Genomic DNA, 24,449 nt, shown 5'->3' on the forward strand with positions numbered 1-24,449 from the left:
CCCGAAGGGGCTTTTCTGAAAAAACAACCCGGCAATTTCTTAATCAACCAAAATTTATAAACCAAATAAAATGGTCTCTCTTTTCGGGAGATTCAGAGGGGGCTACATGAAAATATTAGTGTGTATAAGCCAGGTGCCTGACACCAGCACCAAAATTGTACTGAAAGACGACAACACCGCGATCAATAACCAGGGTACAACTTATATTGTTAACCCATATGACGAATGGTATGCTCTGGTGTGTGCGCTTGAACTCAAAGAGAGCGGCACAGCCAGCGATATTCACCTTATAACCGTTGGTAAAGCAGATGTTGAACCAGTGATCCGCAAGGCGCTGGCCTTGGGCGGCGATGAGGCCATCCGTATAGATGCTGATAGTAATGACCCTTTCCAAACGGCCACCTATATTGCCGAATATGCTAAATCCGTAAGTTATGACCTCATTTTGTGCGGCAAGGAATCCATCGATTATAACAATGGCGCAGTAGGTGCTATGCTTGCCGGTCTGCTGGATATTGATTACATAGGTTTTGCAACTGATATTCAGATAAACGGCAGCAGCGTAATTGTAAAGCGAGAAATTGAAGGCGGCGAAGAAACAGATGCTTGTAGCCTCCCGGTAGTTATCGCCTGTCAAAAAGGTGTTGCCGAAGCCCGTATCCCTAATATGAGGGGTATCATGGCTGCGCGTACCCGCCCGCTTAAAGCGGTTACACCTGTAGCTGTTGATCCGGTAACTGAGATTTTGGCTTATGAATTACCCCCAGCAAAAGCAGGCATTAAACTGATCGAGGCCGATAATATGGACGAATTGGTAGCCCTGCTGCATACCGAAGCCAAGGTATTATAAAAACCCTTTTTGTAAACTAAAACCTATAAAAATGTCTGTAATAGTACTGGTAGAACATACCGAAGGAAGTATAAAAAAGAAAAGTCTGGAAGCTGTACAGTATGCTACCTCCATCGCTCAAAAAACGGGCACTACGGTAAGCGCTATTGTTTTGGGAACATTGCCCAATGATGAAATGGAAAACCTTGGCCAATACGGCGCTCATAAAGTGTTGAATGTACCCGATGCCCGTTTAAATGAGTTACATCCCCGGGCATATACAACCGCGTTACTGACAGCGGCCCAACAGGAAGCCAGCAAGATTATCATTATGCTGCATGATATTAATGGTCGCGCAGTAGCCCCACGGGTAGCTGGAAAACTCAAAGCAGGTTTGGTAGCCGGTGCATTATCCTACCCTGACCTGGATAAGGGATTTGTAATTAAAAAGGCCGTTTTCTCGGGCAAGGCATTTGCGCATGTAAATATTACGAGCGATGTAAAAGTGATCACCCTGATACCAAATACATTTCAGCTGAATAAAGGTGAAGGCAAAGCATCTATAGAAAAACTGGATGTAAATTTTAGCGATAATGACTTTGGCATCACGGTTAAGGAAGTAAATAAAATAAAAGGTGAGATACCATTGGCTGATGCTCAACTGGTAGTATCCGGCGGTCGCGGACTTAAAGGACCGGAAAATTGGGGTATCCTGGAAGATCTGGCAAAAGAACTCGGTGCGGCCACTGCCTGCTCGCGCCCGGTGGCCGATGCTCACTGGCGGCCGCACCATGAGCATGTTGGGCAAACTGGTGGTACCGTACGGCCCGATCTGTATATAGCAGTCGGAATATCAGGAGCCATTCAGCACTTGGCGGGTGTTAACGGTTCAAAAAATATTGTGGTGATTAATAAAGATCCTGAAGCCCCGTTTTTTAAGGCTGCCAATTACGGTGTTGTTGGCGATGCCCTGGAGGTTTTACCAAAGCTTACCGAGGCAGTAAAAAAATTCAGACAGAACCATAAATAATAAAACGATGAATGTTTTTTATGAGGGACAAGTATTATGGTCGCAGATAGATGCTAACAAGCACATGCGCCACTCGGCCTATGCTGATCTTGGCGCGCAGGCCCGTTTAAATATGCTCGAAAGTTTGGGACTGAAACCTACCAGTCTTTTTGGATATAAAATTGGCCCGGTTCTTTTTAAAGAAGAATTGAACTATCTGCGCGAGATAGAACTTGGCGATCATGTACAAATAACCTGTGAAGTGGCACGCTCGCGCCCCGATGGTTCACGGTGGACAATCAGGCACGAGGTGTATCGCAGCGATGGGGTAAAGGCCGCCATTATTATGGCGCATGGAGCCTGGATAGATATGGAAAAACGCAAACTTGCCATATTACCCACAGCATTGAGCCGCCTATTTATGCTGGCCCCCCGTAGTGAAGATTATATGGAAGAACTAAAAACAATCCACAACTAAATTTAAAATGACTGACCAGATAACAACCTTTGAAACCGCCGTTGCTCAAAGCAAGCAACTCCCTTCCCGCCCTGATAACGAAACCCTGCTGCGCCTGTACAGCTTGTTCAAGCAAGCTACAGAAGGCGATATCAACCCAGAAAACCAGCCCGCCATGTTTGATTTTGTAGCTAAGGCCAAATACGATGCATGGCTGAAGCTCAAAGGCATGCAAGCTACCGATGCCCGGCAGCAATATATTGATCTGGTACAAGGCCTGTCCTGATCATGCTTTGCAAGTGAAACAAAATTATGTACATCAACGGTTGCTTCTCTTCAATGCTCCAACAAAAAATACTTATCTTTAATAAACCAACTTATAAATAATACAAACTGAAAGTTTCCGAAATATTGACAAATGTTTCCGCCATTTTAACCTTTGTTCAGCTTCGGTAAAAAAGATATTTGTTAACTATAAACCAATACTAAATTATTTTTCAACCTGTCGTGTAATTCTGTTTGCCCCTGCAAAGCGGTACAACTGTAGTTCATATACTGCTGGCTTGTATGTGCTAAAGGCTTATTTGAATTATTTGGCAATAGCAAGCAAAAACCATGTTATCACCTAAAAAACATTTCGTTCGCTTATTATTAATAATACTTACCACATTATCTGTAAATATTACGGCAAGGGCACAAACAGATAAAATTGAAGGGGTATGGTATAATGATATTAAAAACGCCAAGATCCAGATCGCTAAAGGCGCTGATGGTAAGTTCAACGGAAAAATAATATGGCTTAAGGAACCATTAAAAGATGGCAAACCCAAAACCGACGAGAAAAACAAAGACGAAAAACTGCGGAGCAGGCCCATTATAGGTATGGCGATCCTCTCGGGCTTTGTACCTGATGGCGAGAATAAATATACCGACGGCAAAATTTATGATCCTAAAAACGGCAAAACCTACTCCTGCAATATCACACAAAATGGCAAAACGTTATCCATTCGCGGGTATGTGGGCATATCGCTTTTAGGTCGTACCACCACCTGGGAACGGGCAGAATAATATTAATGCATATAACTGATATAAAATAAAGCACGATATATGGATGCTAAACGAATTATAAAAAAGGTAGCTGTACTTGGCTCGGGTGTAATGGGCAGCAGGATCGCGTGTCACTTTGCCAACATCGGGGTGCAGGTATTATTACTTGATATTGTACCCAAAGATGCTCCAGCCGGCGATAAAAAAGCCCGTAATAAAATAGTCAACGATGCGCTTGATTTTGCTTTAAAATCAAACCCGTCCCCTATCTATCTTAAATCTTTCGCCCGGCGTATAGCTACCGGCAACTTTGAGGATGATATGCCTAAAATTACTGAATGCGACTGGGTGATTGAGGTGGTAGTTGAACGCCTGGAGATAAAACAACAGGTATTTGAAACAGTTGAAAAATATCGTAAACCGGGCACACTCATCACGTCAAACACATCTGGCATTCCCATTCATTTAATGGCAGGTGGTCGCAGTGATGATTTTAAAAAGCACTTTTGCGGCAGCCACTTCTTTAATCCACCACGTTATTTAAAACTTTTAGAGATCATCCCCACTAATGATACCTTGCCGGAGGTAGTTGATTTCCTGATGAATTATGGCGAACAATTCTTAGGCAAAACTACCGTATTGGCTAAAGATACTCCTGCCTTTATCGGCAACCGCATCGGCGTTTTCAGCATTATGAGTGTGCTGCATTATGTTGAAAAAACCGGTATGACGGTAGAAGAAGTTGATAAACTGACCGGACCGGTTATCGGTCACCCCAAATCGGCTACCTTCCGTACCAATGATGTGGTAGGACTGGATACCATGGTACACGTTGCCAACGGACTCAGCAAAAACGTTCCGGATGATGAAGCTAAGGAACTATTTGCCATTCCTGAATTTGTGAATGGTATGCTTAAAAATAATTGGCTGGGCAGCAAAACGGGCCAGGGTTTTTATAAGAAAGAAAAAGTTGATGGCGTAAACCAATTCTTCGCGCTCGACCTCAAAACGCTGGAATATAAGCCATCGCAAAAAGTAAAATTTCCATCATTAGATATTACCAAAACGGTTGACAGCTTAAAGAAACGATTAAAGATCCTTTTTGCCGCCAAAGACAAAGCCGGCGATTTTTACCGCACCACGTTTTACCAGCTGTTTGCCTATGCCAGCAACTGTATCCCCGAAATTGCGGATGAGCTTTATAAAATAGATGCCGCGGTAAACGCGGGCTTCGGTTGGGAAATGGGCCCTTTTGAAAAATGGGATGCCCTTGGCGTTGCCGATACCGTAAAGGCGATGGAAGCCATGGGCAATAAACCTGCTCAATGGGTATACGATATGCTGGCCTCTGATGCCGATAGTTTTTACAAGATAACTAATGGCAAACGCCAGTATTATGATATCGTTTCCAAAACTCACAAGGTAATTCCGGGTACAGAAAATTTCATTCTCTTAAGCAATATCCGTGAGGCAAATACCATCTGGAAAAACAGTGGTACTACCATTACCGATATTGGCGATGGCATCATTAACCTGGAGTTCCACACCAAAATGAACACTATCGGTGGTGATGTGATTGAGGGTCTGAACAAAGCCATCAGCCTCGCCGAAAAGAGCTATAAAGGCCTGGTGATCTCCAACGAGGGAGCCAATTTCAGCGCTGGCGCCAACGTGGGCATGATATTCATGATGGCCGTTGAGCAGGAATTTGATGAACTCAACGTGGTGATCAAGGCTTTTCAAAATGCCATGATGCGCATTCGTTATTCATCAATCCCGGTGGTGGCCGCACCCCATCAAATGGCATTGGGCGGTGGTTGCGAGCTATGCCTGCATGCCGACAAAGTAGTTGCCCATGCCGAGCTGTATATGGGCCTCGTGGAGTTTGGCGTCGGCCTCATCCCTGGCGGTGGTGGCACCAAGGAGTTTGCCCTCCGCCTGTCAGATGAGCTGCAGGACGGTGATATTGAATTAAATAACTTCCGCGACCGGTTTTTAACCATCGGCCAGGCAAAGGTTTCCACCTCGGCTTATGAAGCGTTTGAATATGGCTATCTCAAAAAAGGGAGAGATGTTGTGGTGGTATCACAAAACCGTTTACTTGCTGAGGCTAAACAACACTGCCTGCAATTGGCTAATGAAGGTTATGTACAACCTGTTCAGCGTACAGATATCAGGGTGTTGGGCAAGCAGGCATTAGGCCTGGGTTATGTTGGGGCCAATACCATGTATAGTGGCAACTACATCAGCGAGCACGATGTAAAGATCTCACAAAAATTGGCTTACGTACTTGCTGGCGGCGATTTGTCGCAACCGTCATTGGTGAGTGAAGATTATTTGCTGAGTTTGGAGCGCGAAGCCTTTGTTGCCCTTTGCACCGAACGTAAAACGCTTGAACGCATACAATCAATTATAACCGGTGGCAAGGTATTGAGGAATTAAAAAGAGAATCAAGAAATAAGAACCAGGAAACAAGAAAATAAAAATGATTGGGAGCGCTTTCCCTCTTGATTCTTGACTCTCGGTTCTTGACTCTAATAACTAAACATAAAAGACATGAACGCATATATAGTGGCTGGAAGCCGCAGCGCAGTGGGAAAAGCAACCCGGGGTGGTTTCAGGTTTACCCGGCCGGATACCCTTGCTGCTGATGTTATTAAACACTTGCTTACAACTGTACCCAATGTAGATAAGGAACAGATTGATGATGTAATAGTGGGCAATGCCACACCCGAGGCTGAGCAGGGTTTAAACGTAGCCCGACTTATTTCGCTCATGGCTTTAGATACTGATAAAGTACCCGGCATGACGGTGAACCGATATTGCGCATCTGGTTTGGAAACTATAGCCATAGCGTCAGCCAAAATACACAGCGGTATTGCTGATTGTATTATTGCAGGTGGGGTAGAAAGCATGAGCCTGCTGCCTATGGGCGGCTGGCGTATAGTACCCAATGCTGATGTTGCCCTGGCCCACCCTGATTATTACTGGGGAATGGGTTTAACCGCAGAGGCAGTTGCCAAAGAATATAACATAGGCCGCGAAGAACAGGATCTGTTTGCCTATAACTCCCACCAAAAAGCTATTAATGCCATAAAAGAAGGCAAATTTAAAGATGAGATAGTTCCCGTTAGCATTACAGAAACTTATGTTGACGAAAGCGGCAAAAAAAAGAACAGGGAATTTAAGGTTGATACCGACGAAGGCCCGCGTGCGGATACTTCGCTTGATGCTTTGGCCAAATTGAAACCGGTGTTTAATGCCAAAGGCGTGGTAACCGCAGGCAATTCATCTCAAACAAGTGATGGGGCAGCGTTTGTTATGGTAGTAAGCGAACGTTTTTTAAAGGCCAATAATCTTAAACCTATTGCCCGGTTGGTTAATTATGCCGTTGCCGGGGTGCCACCGCGTATCATGGGCATTGGCCCGCTGGTGGCTATCCCTAAGGTATTGAAACAAGCGGGCATGCAGCAACAGGATATTGACCTGATAGAGCTGAACGAGGCCTTTGCATCACAGTCATTAGCGATAATTAAAGGCCTGGATCTTGATCCGGAACGCATCAATGTAAACGGCGGTGCCATAGCGTTGGGGCATCCACTGGGTTGTACAGGTGCCAAACTTTCTGTACAGCTTTTTAATGAACTGCAACGCCGCGATAAAAAATACGGTATGGTAACCATGTGCGTAGGCACCGGGCAGGGCGCGGCAGGCATTTTTGAATTATTATAACAATTTACTTTTAAACTGTAACAACATGGAAAAAGTGACAAGATTGTTTGATTGCATGAACATTCAGGCCAAAGAGCTTAAGGCAAATTTATTAACTGCCAAGGTAAACGGCAGCTGGAAGGCCTACAGCACAGCTGAAGTTCATACTATGGTTTATCAGTTAGCTATGTCACTTTTAAACCTGGGTGTTTCGGCCGGTGACGGTACAACAGAGGGGCGGGATAAGATAGGGCTCATCAGCGCAGGCAGGCCCGAGTGGTTGATCACCGATCTGGCCGTTCAGCAAACCGGGGCCATATTAGTGCCCCTTTATCCAAATACCAATTGTAAGGAGTTGGAACAAATACTGAAAGAAGCCGAAATAAAATACCTGTTTATAAGCAATAAGGAGTTATGCGACAAAATTCATGAAATCAGTGCCAATGTTCCATCGTTAAAAGCTATTTATACATTTGATAATGTTGAGGGCTGTACTAACTGGTCTGAATTATTTAAACCATTACCTCATGATTATCAAACCACGTTAGCAACCATAAGCAACACTATAAAAGAAGATACCGTAGCAACCATCATTTATACTTCAGGTACAACCGGTAAGCCTAAAGGCGTAATGCTTACCCATAAAAACATTCTCAGCAACGTGCTGGCATCGGGCGAGGTGCTTAACAAGATCCCGCTTGAAGAAAAAAAGGCGTTAAGCTTTTTACCGCTCAATCACATTTTTGAGAAAACGTGTACCTACATCTATCTTTTCTTTGGTTTCTCTATTTGTTATGCCGAAAGCATGGATACCATTGGCGCCAATATGAAAGAAACCAAACCCGATATTTTTACAGCGGTACCGCGCCTGCTTGAAAAGGTATTTGAAAAGATCATGATAGAAGGCCAAAAATTACAGGGCTTTAAACGGAAGGTGTTCTTCTGGTCGATAAAGGTTGCGGAAGAGTTTGAGATCGGTAAAAGCAACCCCTGGTACAATATTAAACTGGCCATTGCCGATAAATTGGTTTACAGCAAATGGCGCAATGCTATTGGCGGCAATGTGAGGGCTATCGTTATAGGTAGTTCGGCCTGCCCTATTAAACTTGAAAAGATTTTTACCGCCGCTAAAATGGTGGTTCTGGAAGGTTATGGGCTTACAGAGACTTCGCCGGTGATAGCCGTTAATCGTTATGAAGAAAGCGGCAGAAAATTTGGCACCGTAGGTCAGCTATTGAGCGGAGTAGAAGTGAAAATTGCTGATGATGGCGAAATATTAGTCAAAGGAGATAATATTATGGCGGGTTATTATAAAAACCCTGAAATGACCGCGGAAGTTATTACCGATGGAGGCTGGTTCCACACAGGCGATATTGGCGAGCTTGACGCAAATGGATTTCTTAAAATAACTGATCGTAAAAAAGAGATCTTCAAAACATCTGGAGGAAAATATGTAGCTCCGCTACCTATCGAAAATAAAATGAAAGAGAATTATTTTATTGAACAGATGATGGTAGTTGGTGCCGAAAGAAAATTCACCGCGGCGCTTATTGTACCTTCATACACGCATTTAAAACCCTGGTGCATCAAGAACGACATCCCGGTTAATTCGCACCGCGAGATGATAAACGACAGTAGGGTTGTTGAGCTTTACCAATCAATCATCAACGGTTTTAACCCCGAATTTAACCATGTGGAGCAGGTTAAAAAGGTTACGCTGCTGCCCGATGAATGGTCGATAGATAGCGGCGAGCTCACACCTACCGGTAAAATGAAACGTAAGGTGATCACAGAAAAATACAAAGGTCAGATTGACAAAATGTACGCCGGCGAAGAACATGAGAACCCTTCCCTTGTTCATTAATTATCAATAACCATGGGAGCAGACTTACGAAGTTTTTAAAACTTCGTAAGTCTTAAAATACAATGAATCTTAACAACTTACCTCTAAAGCTATGAATACAACTTTTCAATTATCCGTAAGGGACAGGCTGGCTATTATTATGCTTGACAGGGGCAGGTCAAACGCCATTAATCATCAAATGGTTAAGGAACTTACCGAGTGTATACAATCTCTTGAACTGGACGCTTCTGTAGGTGGCCTAATTATAACAGGCAAGCCGGGCTTCTTCTCCTCAGGAGTTGATCTTATTGAGGCTTATGAATATGATGCGGATCAAAGCCGCGCCTTATGGACAGATTTTTTAGCCTTACAGCGTAAATTGGTCAGCTTCAAAAAGCCTATGGTGGCAGCCATTAGCGGTCATAGTCCTGCGGGTGGTTGTGTGCTGGCTGTTTGTTCTGATTATAGGGTAATGGCAGATGGATCATTCATTATCGGCTTAAATGAGATTCCGGTAGGCATTATTGTTCCCGATAGTATTTTTCATTTATATTCCTTTTGGCTTGGTCAGCATAAAGCCTATCAATATTTAATGGAGGGAAAACTATTAAAGGTAAACGAGGCCCTTGATGTCGGCCTCATAGACGAGATCAGCCCTGCTGAAAGTTTGCTGACTACTGCCGAAAGAAAGATCCGCACTTATATGCAGCTAAACCCTGTAACCTGGAGCCAAAGCAAGCTTAATCTGCGCAGCGAACTCATCGGCAAGTTAAATACCGACCAGGAAGGTGTACTAAACCGCATGCTTGCTCAATGGTGGGCACCCGAAGTACGCAAGGGATTACAAATGCTTATCCAGAATTTAAAATCAAAAACACCTGCTGCATAAATAATAATAATTACCATGAGCAATACCAGCATAAATAATACCGCGGCAACTACCGGCATGTTAAAGGATGATGCCTTAAAAGGAAAAACTATTATAGTTACCGGTGGCGGTACAGGGCTGGGGAAAGCTATGGGCACCTACTTTTTAAAACTGGGAGCCAACCTGGTAATTACCAGCCGGAAACTGGATGTGCTTGAAAAAACTGCGGGCGAAATGGAGGCCGAAACCGGCGGCAAGGTTTTGGCCATAGCCTGCGATGTACGCAATTACGATGATGTTCAGCAAATGCTGCAGCAATCTGTTAAGGTATTTGGCCGGGTAGATGCGCTGTTAAATAACGCTGCGGGCAACTTTATTTCACCAACCGAGCGGTTATCAGCAAATGCTTTTTCGGCTGTTATTGATATCGTTTTAAAAGGATCGGCCAATTGCTCATTAGCCTTGGGTAAATATTGGATTGCTGAGAAAATACCTGGTTCTATCCTGAATATCATTACAACATATGCATTTACAGGCTCGGCTTATGTTGTGCCATCGGCCTGTGCCAAGGGCGGTGTACTGGCCATGACCCGCTCATTAGCCGTTGAATGGGGCAGGCATGGTATTCGTACCAATGCTATAGCTCCCGGCCCCTTCCCTACCAAGGGTGCATGGGAACGCTTACTACCCGGAGATATGGCACAAAAATTTGATTTTAAAAACCGTGTGCCGCTTAAACGAGTGGGCGAGCATCAGGAACTGGCCAACCTCGCCGCTTTCCTGGTATCCGATTTTTCGGGATATATTAATGGCGAAGTGATCACTATTGATGGAGGCGAATGGCTACAGGGGGCCGGGCAATTTAATGCCTTTGAAATGATACCCGGCGAAATGTGGGATAGCATAGAACAAGCCACCCGCAAGGCATAAATTATTGTACAAAACGCAAGTACAAGATTAGCATACAAATCAATTAAACATAAAGCAAATTCGATTTTATTTGCATTATCTGCACATCAAAAATTTGCACATCTGCACATTTATTTCGCATACCCGTTTCTGCTTTGGTACAAAAAGTAACTTTAAACAATTTAAAGTTACTTTTTGGTCTATCGGTTCAAAAACCGCCTTAATTTTATTTCTGAGGCCTTTTTAGTAAATTTGTTAAAACCAAAATTATATGTACAACCTACTTGTTTCTCCCGAAAATGTGCAAGCCTCGTTACAGAAGCACGTGCTTGCCGATGGCTTTGACCTAACCTTTGACATGGAAAAAAGTAAGGGTGTTTATATTTACGATGCTAAATATAACCGGACACTGCTTGATTTTTTCACCTGTTTTGCTTCGGTACCATTAGGCTATAACCATCCCAAAATGGTGAACGATGAGGAGTTTAAAAAAAACCTCATGCTGGCTGCATTAACCAATCCTTCAAACTCGGATATATACACTACGCAATACGCCCAGTTTGTTGAAACATTTTCGCGTGTGGGCATACCCGAATATCTTCCGCACGCATTTTTTATTGCAGGGGGATCCCTTGCTATTGAAAACGCGCTGAAGGTAGCTATGGATTGGAAGGTGCAGAAAAACTTTGCCAAAGGTTATACTAAGGAAAAGGGGCACAAGGTTTTGCATTTTGAGCACGCTTTTCATGGCCGCTCAGGCTATACGTTAAGCCTCACCAATACCCAGCCTAATAAAACAAAGTGGTTTGCCAAGTTTGATTGGCCCCGTGTATCTGTACCCCAAATTAATTTCCCATACAGCGATAGCAACCATGACGATCTGGTACAGCGCGAGCAGTTTTCTATATCACAGATCAGAACTGCCTTTGCCGAAAATAAGGATGATATATGCGCCATTATTATTGAGCCCATACAATCTGAAGGGGGGGATAATCATGTGCGGAAAGAGTTTCTTGAAAAACTGAGGGAGTTTGCCGACGAGTACGAAGCCATGCTTATTTATGACGAAGTGCAAACAGGTGTTGGCCTTACGGGCAAATTCTGGTGCCATGAGCATTTTGGCGAAAAGGCCCGCCCCGATATTATAGCATTTGGTAAAAAGATGCAGGTATGCGGTATACTGGCCAGTAAACGGGTTGATGAAGTAGAGAACAATGTTTTCCAGGTATCGTCGCGCATTAACTCAACCTGGGGTGGCAGTTTGGTTGATATGGTAAGATGCTCAAAAATTCTGGAAATTATTGAAGAGGATAATTTAATCAAGAATGCAGCCGCTATGGGCGAATATTTGCAGGCCCAATTAAATGAAATAGCTTCTGAGATTTCAGCAATAAGCAACGTACGAGGCAAAGGTTTACTTACCGCTTTTGACTTCCCTGATAAAAATATGCGTGATACATTTATTAAGCAGGGACTCAACAATAATATTATGTATTTGGGCTGCGGCGAAAAAAGCATCCGTTTCAGGCCTGCTCTTATCATCGAAAAAGAGCATATAGATCAAGGACTTAATATGCTCAGGAAAATATCCAAATCTTTATAAAAAATTCAATAATAATTGACGTTATGACATTTAATTATTCCACTTAAATGATAGTTAATATTTAATATGTGACCAAATTGCATTAGGAAAGGACGAAATGATTGTTTAGGAGTACGAAATTTACCAAAATATTAATATATACTATTTTTTAGCCAAAATATGCTATATATTTAATTATTATTTGGATTAAATTTGTACCATCCCTATTAAATAAATTTATATCATTTCTTTTTCCTTGAGCTATGAGCAAACACATAGAGAAATTAAAAAAACAACTTGTTGAGGTAGCAGAAGTTGTAAACTCGTTCCAGTCCGAAGCGGTTCAGGTACGAATCATTGATCGGTTGTTAGAAGTAATGATAGAATCCGAGAAAGTGGATGCTGATGGATCTGAATTATTCAGCAAAAAAGGGCGCAGAATGCGTTCAGATGATGAAAATACGGCTACAGCAGGCAGAAAAAAGCCTGGTGCAACCAAAATATTGAATCAGCTTTTAAATACAGATTTTTTTGACATTTCACGGTCTATATCGTCAATTGCCAATTACTGTAAAGACAATTTTGATTCTGATTTTAAAACATCAGAACTCTCAGGCATATTGTTGAAATTAGCCAATGAGCATAAATTGAGAAGGGAAAGAAGCAATGAAAACAATCGGTTTGAATATATAAAAGCCTGATATTTATTTACTTGAATATTTACTAAATAAGCCGCAAATTGCGGCTTATTTAGTAATAGTTAAAAATATTATTTTAAGTAAAATAAATTATCTACACCTAAAATTTTTCTACTGGTAAATCCTTCGGCATATTTTACCTGGATGCTTTTACCCAATTCACTTGCACGGGCAGCCACCACATTGATAAACTGAGGCGATGAAATATAGGTTTGGGGTTCCCCCTCCCACTCAGGGTTATAAAATTGCGAACCAAAAGCATTTATGCTTTCTATCTTTTTATCCCAATAATCGGTAACGTCAATCAATATATCAGGTTTTATATAATTATCCTGTATAAAGTGCAGAACATGCTGCGGGCGCCAGGCTTCCTGTGCTACACCATCTTCAAAGGTTTCTATCTTGCGTAGGCCCGCTAAAAAAGCCGAGGTATCAACCAGATCGCTTGAACGAGCATGATCAGGATGCCTGTCATAATAGGCATTGGTTAATATAATTTCCGGCTGATACTTGCGTATAGCAGCTATCACTTTTAACTGATGTTCGCGCGTGTTTTCAAAAAAACCGTCAGGCAGGCCCAGGTTTTCCCTAACGGCCAACCCCAGTATTTTTGCCGAAGCTGCTGCCTCCTGCTCTCGGATCTCTACAGAACCACGGGTACCTAATTCGCCGCGGGTAAGGTCAACGATGCCTACTTTTTTACCAAGGGCAACGTGTTTTAAAATAGTTCCTGAACAGCCCAGTTCGGCATCATCGGGATGAACCGATAAAACTAATATATCTAATTTAAGCATAAACTAAGTACAAATGAATTAATGTGCGGCAGCCAGCAAACGCTCAATCTTTTTCCTGATTTTCGAGGATGTTGGCTTAGTAAAAGGGTAGTAAAAGTCGGTCACATGACCGTTTCTGTCAATTAAAAATTTATGAAAGTTCCACCTCGGAACTGATTTAAGATAGCCGTTATCTTTTTTATCGGCAAAAAACTTGTATAAAGGATGCGCATATGGGCCGCGTACCCTTATTTTATCAAATATGGGGTAATTGGCACCTGCGTTTACACAAAAAGCACCAATAGCAGCTCCCTCCAGCGGCTCCTGCCCACCAAAGTCATTTGAAGGGAAAGCCAGTATTTCAAAATCCTGATCTTTAAATTGGTCTTTAAGTATGGCAAGATCTTTAAGCTGTGGTGTAAATCCACACTGGGAGGCGGTATTAACTATTAAGAGTACTTTATTTTTATAGGCAGATAGGCCAATCTCTTCACCGTTTAATGTGTGAACATCAAACTTGTAGATACTATTATTATCCATTATTAATTGTTAGTGGAAGTATATCCGGCCTGTTTTAGGATAGCCTCGATATCTTTCTGTTCTTCAGGGTCGTAAGTTTCCTTTAGGTTATGACCAAACAAACTGGCGACAGATTGAAACATGAAGGCCTTAAAACCGCCCTTAAGTTCTTTAACCATGGTGTAGCTGGTTGTGCCGGTTTCGCGGTCAATCAGCTTAATTAATACCTCACCCTGACTAATTGTCAGATTTTTTATTTCCTTGTTAAACAATGCTTTTATTTCGGTTTCACAGGTTTTTACCAACTCCTTTTGCTTTTGCTTATCGCCGGTAAGTGCCAGGTCCCGTTGCAACTGGCGGTAGCGTTGACTTGCAAAACGCGCGTACGGCAACACTTTGAACACATTATACCTCAATCTGAGGTAAGCTATCCTGTCTGCCTCGCTGGCAAATATACGTGTATCAACAATTTTTATTTCAGGGGTAACAATCCACGGAACTAATTCTCCGTCCAAATCGGTCATAGCCGTTTTGATGGTATCATTTTTGCCTAAACTTACTGAAGCAGGTTTATCTGTTTGGGCCCTTAAAGTGCCCATTGTGCAACATAACAACAACAGAAAACCAATAAATTTCATAATTTTACTTAATACAAAATTAAAGCAATTTTTTGTGGTATTTTAATATAATCTGTAATAATAGTTTATAATTACAAGTTTATCAAGCAATACCATTAATATCAGCATATGAAAGATTTAGTGATTGATCTGGAAGCGGAAAAAAATGAGATATTAAAAAGATATCGTGCCTTATTGCGCGCTTGTAAATCAACCCTGCAAAAGGGTGATAAGCGTATGATTCGTAAAGCCTTTGACATGGCCCTGGAAAGCCATAAAGATATGCGCCGTAAAAGCGGCGAGCCTTATATATATCATCCTATAGCCGTTGCTCAAATAGCAGCCGAAGAGATTGGTCTTGGTACCACCTCTATTGTGTGCGCATTGCTTCATGATGTGGTAGAAGATACCAACATGACGCTTGACGATATTGAGATGGAATTTGGTAAAAAGGTAGCCAAAATTATTGACGGTCTTACCAAAATATCGGGCGTGTTTGATACCAACAGCTCATTACAGGCCGAAAATTTCCGTAAGATGCTGCTTACCCTGGCCGATGATGTGCGGGTGATTTTGATAAAACTGGCCGACCGCCTGCATAACATGCGTACCATGGAGTTTATGCCGCGCGATAAGCAGCTTAAACTATCGTCAGAAACAGTATACCTGTATGCACCACTGGCTCACAGGCTGGGTTTGTATACTATCAAATCTGAACTGGAAGACCTATCTATGAAATACATGGAAAGGGAAACCTATCAATTTTTGAAAGTTAAACTTAATGAGAAAAAGGCTGAACGTGAAAAGTTTATTCGTGATTTTATTGAGCCGGTAAAAAAGGTGCTTATAGGTCAGGATCTGGATGCAGATCTGTTTGGCAGGCCAAAATCCATACACTCCATCTGGAACAAGATGAAGAAGAAATCAATACCTTTTGAAGAGGTATATGATCTATTTGCCATCAGGATAATTCTGGATAGTGCCCCTGAGCATGAAAAGGCCGACTGCTGGAAGGCCTACTCCATAGTGACCGATCTTTACCGCCCCAACCCTGACAGACTGCGCGACTGGATTTCATCGCCTAAAGCTAACGGTTATGAATCATTACATACTACCGTAATGGGCCCGCGCGGACAATGGGTTGAGGTACAGATCCGCACCAAACGAATGAACGAGATTGCTGAAAAAGGCTTTGCCGCACATTGGAAATACAAAGAATCGTCAACAGATAGCGGGCTTGATCAGTGGGTTCAAAAAGTTAGGGATATGCTCAAAAACCCCGACTCTAACGCGCTCGACTTTCTTGATGATTTCAAGATGAACCTTTTCAGCGATGAAATATTCATCTTCACCCCCAAAGGTGCGCTTATTCAACTACCTTTAAACGCTACAGCACTTGACTTCGCTTTTGAGATACATACCGATGTAGGCGCAAGCTGTATTGGCGCCAAAGTGAACCATAAATTGGTGCCCCTAAGCTACAAACTGCAAAACGGCGACCAGGTTGAGATCATTACCTCAAGCAAGCAAACTCCTAAGGAAGACTGGCTCAGCTTTGTGGTTACCGCTAAGGCCAAGGCAAAAATAAAATCGGCCCTAAAAGAAGAAAAACGCAAAATTGCAGAAGATGGTAAGGAGATACTGGAGCGCAAACTAAAATCCCTCAAGATCACCTATAATTCTGAAAACATACACAAGCTAAGTTATTTTTTCAAGCTAACATCAACCCAGGATCTTTTTTACAATATTGCCAAAGGCATTATTGATATGAAGGACCTGAAAGATTACCAGGCTTCAGAAAAAGTAATTGAGAACAAACCACAGGATAAAATTGAACCCGAACAGGTACACAGCATCCTGCGTAACATTAAAACCAAAGACAGCGATATACTGCTCATTGGTGAGGATATGCAAAAAATTGACTACAAGCTGGCCAATTGCTGCAACCCAATTCCCGGCGATGATGTATTTGGCTTTGTTACCGTTAGCGATGGTATTAAAATTCACCGCACCAACTGTCCTAATGCTGCCAAGTTAATGGCCAATTACGGCTATCGTATTGTAAAAGCCCGTTGGACCAACCAGCAGGAACTTGCGTTTTTAACCGGCTTGCGCATTACAGGTATTGACGATGTAGGCTTAATTAATAAGCTCACCACCGTAATTTCGCAGGATTTTAAGGTAAATATTCGCTCTATCACGGTTGATAGCGACAACGGTATTTTTGAAGGCTCATTAATGGTTTATGTAAATGACACCGAACACCTGGATAACCTGATCAAAAACCTTAAACTGGTGAAAGGAATAACCGCTGTAACCCGTTTTGACTCTGCCATTGAAAAAGCATCATAAGGTTAGAGGCAAGACTTAAGAACCAGGAACAAGAGCTTAATTATCAGCATAAAAACATTTTCACAATTTTTATTCTTGTTTCTTGACTCTTATATCTTGATTCCATTATTCACATTTCCTGATTCTATCTTTTATTAATAACTTTGTTCCCTTAATAGACTATTATGCCTCAACAGGATACTATTGCGCTGGTAAAAAAAATTTTCGAGGCTTATCTTGAAAACAAAAGCCTGCGCAAAACGCCAGAGCGTTTTGCTATACTCGAAGAAATTTACTCGCGCACCGATCACTTTGATGTGGAATCATTATACATCCACATGAAAAATAAAAAATACCGCGTAAGCCGTGCCACTGTGTACAATACACTGGAGTTGTTGGTTTCTTGCGATTTGGTGACCAAACACCAGTTTGGTAAAAACATGGCTCAATTTGAAAAATCATACGGCTATAAGCAGCATGATCATATTATCTGCATCGACTGCGGCAAAGTGGTTGAGTTTTGCGACCCACGTATTCAGCAGATACAAAGCATGATGGGCGATATCCTGAAATTTGACATCAAACACCACTCTTTAAACCTTTACGGTAACTGCGTAAAATTAAGAGAAGGTAATTGTGACAGAAAAATTTAACTTTGCCTCCCTTAATATTATACTCTGAAATTACATAAATGGCTGTTGACGTATTATTAGGCCTCCAATGGGGCGATGAAGGTAAAGGAAAAATTGTTGATGTGCTTAGTGCAGGTTACGACCTCATAGCACGTTTTCAGGGTGGCCCCAATGCAGGGCACACTTTGGAGTTTGATGGTAAGAAATTTGTATTGAATACCATTCCTTCGGGCATATTTTTCGAAAATACCATGAACCTTATTGGTAATGGTGTTGTGATTGACCCAATTACCCTTAAAAAGGAATTAGATAAATTAAAGGATGCAGGGCACGACCTTTTAGCTAAAAAGAACTTACTGATAGCTAAAAAAGCGCACCTGATATTACCTACTCACCAGCTGCTTGATGCCGCTAATGAGAAAAAAATGGGCGATGGCAAAATTGGTTCAACCTTAAAAGGTATTGGGCCAACGTATATGGACAAAACAGGCCGTAACGGCTTGCGTATTGGCGATATTACCCTGCCCGATTTTAAAGACCGCTACCAGAAACTGGTTGATAAGCATGTATCTATGCTTACTTCATTATATGGCGAGGTGGCCGATTTTTCAGAACGCGAAACTGCATTTTTTGAAGCTTTGGAAGTATTGCGTCAGTTTCCGCTGGTTGATTCTGAGCACCTGGTTAACAACTACATTAAACAAGGTAAAAAGGTATTGGCCGAAGGCGCACAAGGTGCCATGCTCGATATTGATTTCGGTTCATATCCATTTGTTACCTCATCAAACACTACTGCCGCTGGTGCCTGCACCGGTTTGGGTATAGCCCCACAGCAAATTGGTGATGTGATAGGTATATTTAAGGCTTACTGCACACGCGTTGGCGGTGGCCCATTTCCTACCGAGCTGGAAGATGAAACAGGCGAAGAACTGCGCCGTATTGGCCACGAGTTTGGCGCAACCACCGGAAGGCCACGTCGTACCGGATGGATCGATCTGCCGGCTTTAAAATACGCTATCATGCTTAATGGCGTTACCCAATTGGTAATGACCAAGGCCGATGTATTAAGCGGTTTCGATAAAATTTACGCCTGCACACACTACAACTACTTAGGCGAAAAAATTGATTACATGCCTTACGATATTTGTTCTGTAAAACCTGAACCAATCTGGAAAGAGATTGACGGCTGGAACGAAGACCTGACAGGTATTACCGAATTATCAGAAATACCTGCAAAACTGCAATCATACATTGATTACCTGGAAGCAGAACTTGGTGTACCTGTAAAATACCTTTCAGTAGGCCCAGACAGGAAACAGACTTTGGTATTGCATTAATAGCAAACATTATAATATTACTTAAAGGCCGCGCAATGCGGCCTTTTTATTTTTACTTGGTTATTTTTGCAATGTGATTATCCCGGTTACCAATTTGCCCCTGTTTAAACAAAAGGCCCTGCAATGGGCCTCGTCTTTTAACGCGGTATGCTATCTTGATTCCAATAGTTTTAGTGACCCCTATGGCAAGTTTGATACCCTTATTGCCATCGGAGTCAGTGCTGAAGTTACCGCGCAGGCAGGTAATGCCTTTGAACAACTGGAAACATTTCGCAAGGATAACCCCGGCTGGATAACCGGATTTTTTGGTTACGATCTCAAAAACGAAACAGAACATCTGTCGTCATCCAATCCGGATGGTTTGCAATTTCCTGATCTTTATTTTTTCGCGCCGCTGCATCTCATTTTAATTAAAGGAGATAAGGTTGAGATTATCAGCAATGCCTTTCAGTTTGTTTTGGATCAAATTGAACACCAGGATATAGCGAAACCTACTCCGCAAATAGCAATAACACTTCAGCCACGTTTTACCAAACAAGAATATATTGATGCGGTTACCGGCATACAGGAACATATAAACCGGGGCGATATTTACGTAACTAATTTTTGCCAGGAGTTTTTTGCCGAGCATGCGCACATTAACCCACTGGAGGTATTTACCCAGCTTAATGCTATTTCGCCTAATCCGTTCAGTACTTTTTTTAAATGGAAGGGCAACTATATACTTGGTGCATCGCCTGAGCGTTTTTTGGCCAAACGTGACAGTAAACTCATATCGCAGCCTATAAAAGGTACGGCCAAAAGGAACACCGATGCCAAGGCCGATGAACAGATAAAACAAGAGCTCCGCAATCACCCCAAAGAACTACAGGAAAACGTAATGATAGTTGATCTTGTCAGGAATGATCTTACCCGCTCTGCCAAACAAGGTACAGTTAAAACAGAAGAGCTTTTCGGCATCCACAGTTTTCAGTATGTGCATCAAATGATTTCAACGGTAGTGTGCGAAATAAAGGATGGGCTTTCCGCAATAGAAGCTATCAAAAACACCTTTCCCATGGGTAGCATGACTGGTGCACCCAAAATAAGCGCTATGCAATTGATGGAGCAATACGAACACAGTAAACGTGGTGTATACTCAGGCGCGGTGGGCTATCTTAGTCCTGATAATGATTTTGATTTTAATGTAGTGATCCGCAGCTTGCTGTATAACTCGGCAAAGCAATACCTATCGTTCCACGCAGGCAGCGCTATTACCTACCACGCCATTGCCGAAAAAGAATATGAGGAATGCCTGCTCAAAGCCCAGGCAGTAATGGAAGTTTTAGGCGGATTGAAATAGGTCTTAAACAATCTTGGGTTTTACCACTATCTTATCCCCCATTCGCACCGTAATATCAGATCCTACAGCAAAAAATGCTGATACAGGTTCCCGTTTCAGGAAAGGCTCAAAGGCAACTCCATAAAGCCCCGCCACATCAGCATCAAAAACATAATCTTTAACCACCCCGGTTTGCCAGGAAACATGCTCAACCTGATACTCCATAGTGCTGACGGAGTTAAGTTTATTATAACCCCAATAATGTTCCAGTATAAACTCTTCTGCACTCCCGGGTTTAATATCAACGAGTTGGTTACTTACTGTGGCTCCCAACTTGTTCCATTTACCTTTAAATTTCCACTCGTATATAAAATTGGTATGGTTATCTTCACTTAAGGTAATGGAACTGCGCATGGGTAATGCGCGGTAATGTTCTTTATATAAATTATTTGCGATAAGCGCTATCATGCTTTTAGGTACAATTTCGCTTACAAAAACGGCACCTCGTTTCCATTCGGCACCATTAAAATACCTTACATAAAAACGCAGATTCACCTCCTCAAAATTCACATGCCAGGGCCATTTAATACCAAGCACTTTAGTTTCGGCAAATAAAAAGCCAACCATGCTTACCAAAGCCTTATCCTGCCATAGTTCAAGCACAGTTCCGGGTGGTAGGTAAGCATCTAATACTTGGGGATCAACCTCGTAATTAATCATTACCAGATTTTTCCATTGAGCTTTCAAAAACGAGGCTTTAGGCATTTTGAGTAATGAGTTTCGAGTTGGGCTATTCAATAGTAAAAGTTGAAAGTATTTGTTCAAGATTTAACTCAAAACTCAGTACTTAAAACTCAACACCACATCACGGTTTGTAATATTTCATGGCTTCGGGTATCCGGTTCTGGATATCCTGGATACGGGTTGCATCGGCGGGGTGCGTGCTTAAAAGCTCGGGCGGGGCACCGCCTTTATTTTGAGCAGCCATACGTTGCCAAAAGCCAATAGCATTATGCGGATCGTAACCGGCCATAGCCATAAAGGTAAGACCTAAACGATCGGCTTCTGATTCCTGATTACGGGAATATTTTAATAATACCAGGTTACCGCCTACACCATACAATTGGTTGATGATACCCTGAGTAGCGGATGATTGTCCTGCGGTAGCCACACCCACAGCGCCACCAACACCCTGCACAGCCATCTGGTGAGATATACGCTCGGCCGAGTGCCTGGCTATAGCGTGACCAATTTCATGGCCCATCACCACTGCCAGGTAGGCATCGGTATTGGCTACCGGCAATAAGCCGCTATATACAGCCACTTTACCACCAGGCATACACCAGGCATTTACCTCGCTGCTTTGTATCAGGTTAAATTCCCATTGAAAATTGTATTGGTCGCCATAACCGTTATCCTTCAAATAGCGTTCAATAGCAATGGATAGCCTGGTGCCAATTTGCTTAACACGCTGGGCATCGGTGCCGCTGCTGATAACTTTGGTTTTTGGGTCAGATAGTAATTGCTTGTAGCTTGCAGCAGCAGATTGATTTACTTCCGAGTCGCCAACCAGGCTTAATTGTTTTCTGCCGGTTAGCGGAACAGTTGAACAGGAATACAATGCAATGACGGCGATCAAAGCAAGGGCAGATTTGAATTTTCTCATGGTGATCAGGCAGTTTTCTTTTTAAAAAAATTGACTTTAGATTCTTTGCCCTTTAATAAACGTTCGATATTTTTTTGGTGCGTTACCAGGATGAGCAGGCATATACACATGCCATATATCACCACCGATCTGATCGAGGTAGGGAATATAAACGATACCCCTATAGGATAAGTAAACGCTGCTGCAATAGAGCTAAGCGATACATACCTTGTAATCAAAAGCACTACAACAAATACTACCACGCATAATAAAGCGGCATGTAAATGAATAGCCAAAATCATTCCAAACAAAGTTGCAACACCTTTACCGCCCCTGAAACCTGCAAATATTGGGAACAGGTGCCCCATAACGGCCGCCACCCCTAAAGCCAGTGCGTAATTGGTATATGCTGTTGAATTGTAAGCGCCCGTGGTTGATACGCCTATAAAATAGGCAAGATTGGTAGCCGTCCACCCTTTTAAAATATCGAGCAGCATAACGGGTATACCCGCCTTTTTGCCTAAAACTCTGAAGGTGTTTGTTGCCCCGGCGTTACCGCTGCCATACTCTCTTACATCAATATCGTAAAAGGCCAGCCCTATCCATACGGCCGTGGGAATAGATCCGCAGAGATAGGCCAGTATGAGTGCTGAAACTGAATAAACGGTTATCATTTCCCTGCAATATTACAAAATTGATATGGTACTAAGTTTTTTATCATTCAATAAAACGCCAATCAATAAATTAAGTTCAAACTCTCTAATAGTGATATATATCCTTAATTAAAAGCTATATAGCTTTTAAACTCAGATCGAGGCTTTTAACTGAATGTGTTAATGCCCCTACAGATATATAATCAACCCCGCACTCGGCGTACTCGCGTATGTTATCAATAGTGATACCTCCAGATGCCTCTGTTATAAACCGGCCCTGAATAATATTTACCGCCTGTCTTAAATCGGCATAGTTAAAGTTATCCAGCAATATACGGTTTACATGGCCGGTTTGCAAAACCTGGTTAAGCTCATCAAGGTTACGCACCTCAATTTCAATGGCAAGCTTTTTATCGTTATCAATAAGGTATTGATTAGCGCGTTCAATGGCCTGCCTTATACCTCCGGCATAGTCAACATGATTGTCTTTGATCAGTATCATATCATACAAACCAAATCTGTGGTTAACACCGCCGCCAATGCGTACGGCCCATTTTTCAAGGTAGCGTAATCCGGGAGTAGTTTTGCGGGTATCTAAAACTTTGGTGCCGGTATCTTTTAGCAGATCAACTATTTGGCGGGTTTTTGTAGCAATTCCAGACATGCGCTGCATACAATTCAGTACCAAACGCTCGGCTATTAAAATACTCTGCGAACTACCTTCTACCTCAAATGCTACATCTTTAGGCTTTACAACAGCGCCATCATTTAAAAACAGGTTAACTTTAAGACCGGCATCTACGATTTTAAAAATCTCAACGGCCAGTTCAACGCCGGCCAGTATGCCTTCGTCTTTTACCAGAAGCTTTGCCTTACCAACGGTATCAGCCGGAATGGTTGACAGCGAGGTATGGTCGCCATCGCCTACATCTTCCTTTAAAGCTTCAATTATAAAATGGTGTATCAGTTCCTTATCCAAGTGTATTACTTTTAAGCTTCAAAAGTAACAACATTTTTTGGATGAGTAAGTTTTAGATACGCAAATGATGAATATGAGAATATGCTGATATATAATACCGGTAGTATAAATCAATAAAACCATTTGATACCCATAATTGCCCGTTTACAGAAAGCACAGGACAAGCGGGCCAGGGGTTGGTGGTTACTTTACCTTCTCATTCTCAATACGCAATTCAATGATATTCATTTTTTCGTCGGTACCCTTCAGGGTAAAGGCAACGCGGTACAATCCGCTATCGGTAGTTAAAATAAACACACCAAAGCGATAATTGGCGCTTGAGTTTACCTTATGTAACAATTTAATGCTTTTTGGTTTGTTCTTGGTAAAAAACTTATCCAGTATCAATGTAGCCTGTGCCTGCGAATAAATATTCTCTTCGTCCATCAGGGATATTTCAATACTGGGCGCAAATAGCTTGGCCAGTTCTTTAGAATTGCCTTGCTTTAAAAGATTGGCTACGTTGTCGATAGCATCTGCAGGAGCAAAACCAGGTAATAAAAACAAAAGTATTAATGACGGCAGGTAAATTAGCTTCATAATTACAATACGTGAAAAAATCACTTTACGTTACACTTGGCTTAAAAGCTTAACCAACGGGGCTACTGGTCTTTTAAAAAGTATATAACTGCTTTTACAAGCAATTATTA

General features: G+C 42.2%; 24 protein-coding genes. 16 read left to right on the forward strand and 8 right to left on the reverse strand.

The window, feature by feature from the left end; genetic code table 11:
* Positions 1-106: 106 nt before the first annotated feature.
* From QWZ01_RS03925 to QWZ01_RS03980, 12 genes are all read left to right on the forward strand, one after another.
* Positions 107-850 (forward strand): electron transfer flavoprotein subunit beta/FixA family protein, encoded by a 744-nt coding sequence (locus tag QWZ01_RS03925; RefSeq protein WP_290321925.1) that lies wholly within the window; start codon positions 107-109, stop codon positions 848-850.
* A 31-nt stretch (positions 851-881) separates the two neighbouring features.
* Positions 882-1,859 carry an electron transfer flavoprotein subunit alpha/FixB family protein gene (locus tag QWZ01_RS03930; protein ID WP_290321926.1) on the forward strand — a complete coding sequence of 326 codons (978 nt, stop codon included), beginning with the start codon at positions 882-884 and terminating at the stop codon, positions 1,857-1,859.
* Between the two features lie 7 nt (positions 1,860-1,866).
* Positions 1,867-2,316, forward strand: coding sequence for an acyl-CoA thioesterase (locus QWZ01_RS03935; protein ID WP_290321927.1), 450 nt, complete (start codon positions 1,867-1,869; stop codon positions 2,314-2,316).
* A gap of 7 nt (positions 2,317-2,323) precedes the next feature.
* Positions 2,324-2,581 (forward strand): acyl-CoA-binding protein, encoded by a 258-nt coding sequence (locus QWZ01_RS03940; protein ID WP_290321928.1) that lies wholly within the window; start codon positions 2,324-2,326, stop codon positions 2,579-2,581.
* A 329-nt stretch (positions 2,582-2,910) separates the two neighbouring features.
* Positions 2,911-3,363, forward strand: coding sequence for a DUF2147 domain-containing protein (locus QWZ01_RS03945; protein WP_290321929.1), 453 nt, complete (start codon positions 2,911-2,913; stop codon positions 3,361-3,363).
* Between the two features lie 39 nt (positions 3,364-3,402).
* Positions 3,403-5,784: a 3-hydroxyacyl-CoA dehydrogenase/enoyl-CoA hydratase family protein gene (locus QWZ01_RS03950; RefSeq protein WP_290321930.1), complete on the forward strand. Its 2,382-nt coding sequence runs from the start codon at positions 3,403-3,405 to the stop codon at positions 5,782-5,784.
* Between the two features lie 114 nt (positions 5,785-5,898).
* Complete coding sequence (locus QWZ01_RS03955; RefSeq protein ID WP_290321931.1) at positions 5,899-7,074, forward strand: acetyl-CoA C-acyltransferase; 1,176 nt, start codon at positions 5,899-5,901, stop codon at positions 7,072-7,074.
* Between the two features lie 25 nt (positions 7,075-7,099).
* Positions 7,100-8,917 (forward strand): AMP-dependent synthetase/ligase, encoded by a 1,818-nt coding sequence (locus tag QWZ01_RS03960; RefSeq protein WP_290321932.1) that lies wholly within the window; start codon positions 7,100-7,102, stop codon positions 8,915-8,917.
* A 91-nt stretch (positions 8,918-9,008) separates the two neighbouring features.
* Positions 9,009-9,785 carry an enoyl-CoA hydratase/isomerase family protein gene (locus tag QWZ01_RS03965; protein ID WP_290321933.1) on the forward strand — a complete coding sequence of 259 codons (777 nt, stop codon included), beginning with the start codon at positions 9,009-9,011 and terminating at the stop codon, positions 9,783-9,785.
* A gap of 15 nt (positions 9,786-9,800) precedes the next feature.
* Positions 9,801-10,694, forward strand: coding sequence for an SDR family oxidoreductase (locus QWZ01_RS03970; RefSeq protein ID WP_290321934.1), 894 nt, complete (start codon positions 9,801-9,803; stop codon positions 10,692-10,694).
* Between the two features lie 250 nt (positions 10,695-10,944).
* Positions 10,945-12,276 carry an L-lysine 6-transaminase gene (lat, locus tag QWZ01_RS03975; RefSeq protein WP_290321935.1) on the forward strand — a complete coding sequence of 444 codons (1,332 nt, stop codon included), beginning with the start codon at positions 10,945-10,947 and terminating at the stop codon, positions 12,274-12,276.
* Between the two features lie 242 nt (positions 12,277-12,518).
* Complete coding sequence (locus QWZ01_RS03980) at positions 12,519-12,956, forward strand: hypothetical protein (protein ID WP_290321936.1); 438 nt, start codon at positions 12,519-12,521, stop codon at positions 12,954-12,956.
* Positions 12,957-13,024: 68 nt separating this feature from the next.
* Here QWZ01_RS03980 and bshB1 read toward each other — a convergent pair whose 3' ends face one another.
* The 3 genes from bshB1 to QWZ01_RS03995 are packed head-to-tail and all read right to left on the reverse strand — an operon-like array spanning position 13,025 to position 14,883.
* Positions 13,025-13,747, reverse strand: coding sequence for a bacillithiol biosynthesis deacetylase BshB1 (bshB1, locus tag QWZ01_RS03985; RefSeq protein ID WP_290321937.1), 723 nt, complete (start codon positions 13,745-13,747; stop codon positions 13,025-13,027).
* Positions 13,748-13,765: 18 nt separating this feature from the next.
* On the reverse strand, positions 13,766-14,266 hold the full coding sequence (locus QWZ01_RS03990) for a glutathione peroxidase (protein ID WP_290321938.1): 501 nt from the start codon (positions 14,264-14,266) through the stop codon (positions 13,766-13,768).
* 2 nt (positions 14,267-14,268) lie between these two features.
* The gene (locus tag QWZ01_RS03995; protein ID WP_290321939.1) at positions 14,269-14,883 is read right to left on the reverse strand and encodes a DUF4294 domain-containing protein; all 615 of its coding nucleotides are present in this window, start codon (positions 14,881-14,883) and stop codon (positions 14,269-14,271) included.
* 108 nt (positions 14,884-14,991) lie between these two features.
* Between QWZ01_RS03995 and QWZ01_RS04000 the strand changes: the two genes are divergently transcribed.
* The 4 genes from QWZ01_RS04000 to QWZ01_RS04015 all read left to right on the forward strand — a co-directional run bounded on the left by QWZ01_RS04000 (position 14,992) and on the right by QWZ01_RS04015 (position 20,504).
* Positions 14,992-17,214: a RelA/SpoT family protein gene (locus QWZ01_RS04000; RefSeq protein WP_290321940.1), complete on the forward strand. Its 2,223-nt coding sequence runs from the start codon at positions 14,992-14,994 to the stop codon at positions 17,212-17,214.
* A 164-nt stretch (positions 17,215-17,378) separates the two neighbouring features.
* Positions 17,379-17,846, forward strand: coding sequence for a Fur family transcriptional regulator (locus QWZ01_RS04005; protein WP_290321941.1), 468 nt, complete (start codon positions 17,379-17,381; stop codon positions 17,844-17,846).
* Positions 17,847-17,884: 38 nt separating this feature from the next.
* Positions 17,885-19,162, forward strand: coding sequence for an adenylosuccinate synthase (locus QWZ01_RS04010; RefSeq protein WP_290321942.1), 1,278 nt, complete (start codon positions 17,885-17,887; stop codon positions 19,160-19,162).
* A gap of 94 nt (positions 19,163-19,256) precedes the next feature.
* Positions 19,257-20,504 carry an anthranilate synthase component I family protein gene (locus QWZ01_RS04015; protein ID WP_290321943.1) on the forward strand — a complete coding sequence of 416 codons (1,248 nt, stop codon included), beginning with the start codon at positions 19,257-19,259 and terminating at the stop codon, positions 20,502-20,504.
* A gap of 3 nt (positions 20,505-20,507) precedes the next feature.
* Here QWZ01_RS04015 and QWZ01_RS04020 read toward each other — a convergent pair whose 3' ends face one another.
* The 5 genes from QWZ01_RS04020 to QWZ01_RS04040 all read right to left on the reverse strand — a co-directional run bounded on the left by QWZ01_RS04020 (position 20,508) and on the right by QWZ01_RS04040 (position 24,339).
* Entirely contained in the window at positions 20,508-21,281 is a 774-nt protein-coding gene (locus tag QWZ01_RS04020) for a YqjF family protein (RefSeq protein ID WP_290321944.1), read from the reverse strand.
* A gap of 67 nt (positions 21,282-21,348) precedes the next feature.
* Positions 21,349-22,149, reverse strand: a complete 801-nt coding sequence (locus QWZ01_RS04025; RefSeq protein ID WP_290321945.1) for a M48 family metallopeptidase — start codon at positions 22,147-22,149, stop codon at positions 21,349-21,351.
* A 5-nt stretch (positions 22,150-22,154) separates the two neighbouring features.
* On the reverse strand, positions 22,155-22,802 hold the full coding sequence (plsY, locus tag QWZ01_RS04030; protein WP_290321946.1) for a glycerol-3-phosphate 1-O-acyltransferase PlsY: 648 nt from the start codon (positions 22,800-22,802) through the stop codon (positions 22,155-22,157).
* A 115-nt stretch (positions 22,803-22,917) separates the two neighbouring features.
* Entirely contained in the window at positions 22,918-23,760 is an 843-nt protein-coding gene (gene nadC / locus QWZ01_RS04035) for a carboxylating nicotinate-nucleotide diphosphorylase (RefSeq protein ID WP_290321947.1), read from the reverse strand.
* Positions 23,761-23,943: 183 nt separating this feature from the next.
* A complete protein-coding gene (locus QWZ01_RS04040) occupies positions 23,944-24,339 on the reverse strand; it encodes a DUF4783 domain-containing protein (protein WP_290321948.1) in 396 nt (131 codons plus the stop codon).
* Positions 24,340-24,449 lie beyond the last annotated feature (110 nt).

Origin of the sequence: Mucilaginibacter aquaedulcis (genome assembly GCF_030409325.1) — a bacterium.
Taxonomy (GTDB): domain Bacteria; phylum Bacteroidota; class Bacteroidia; order Sphingobacteriales; family Sphingobacteriaceae; genus Mucilaginibacter; species Mucilaginibacter aquaedulcis.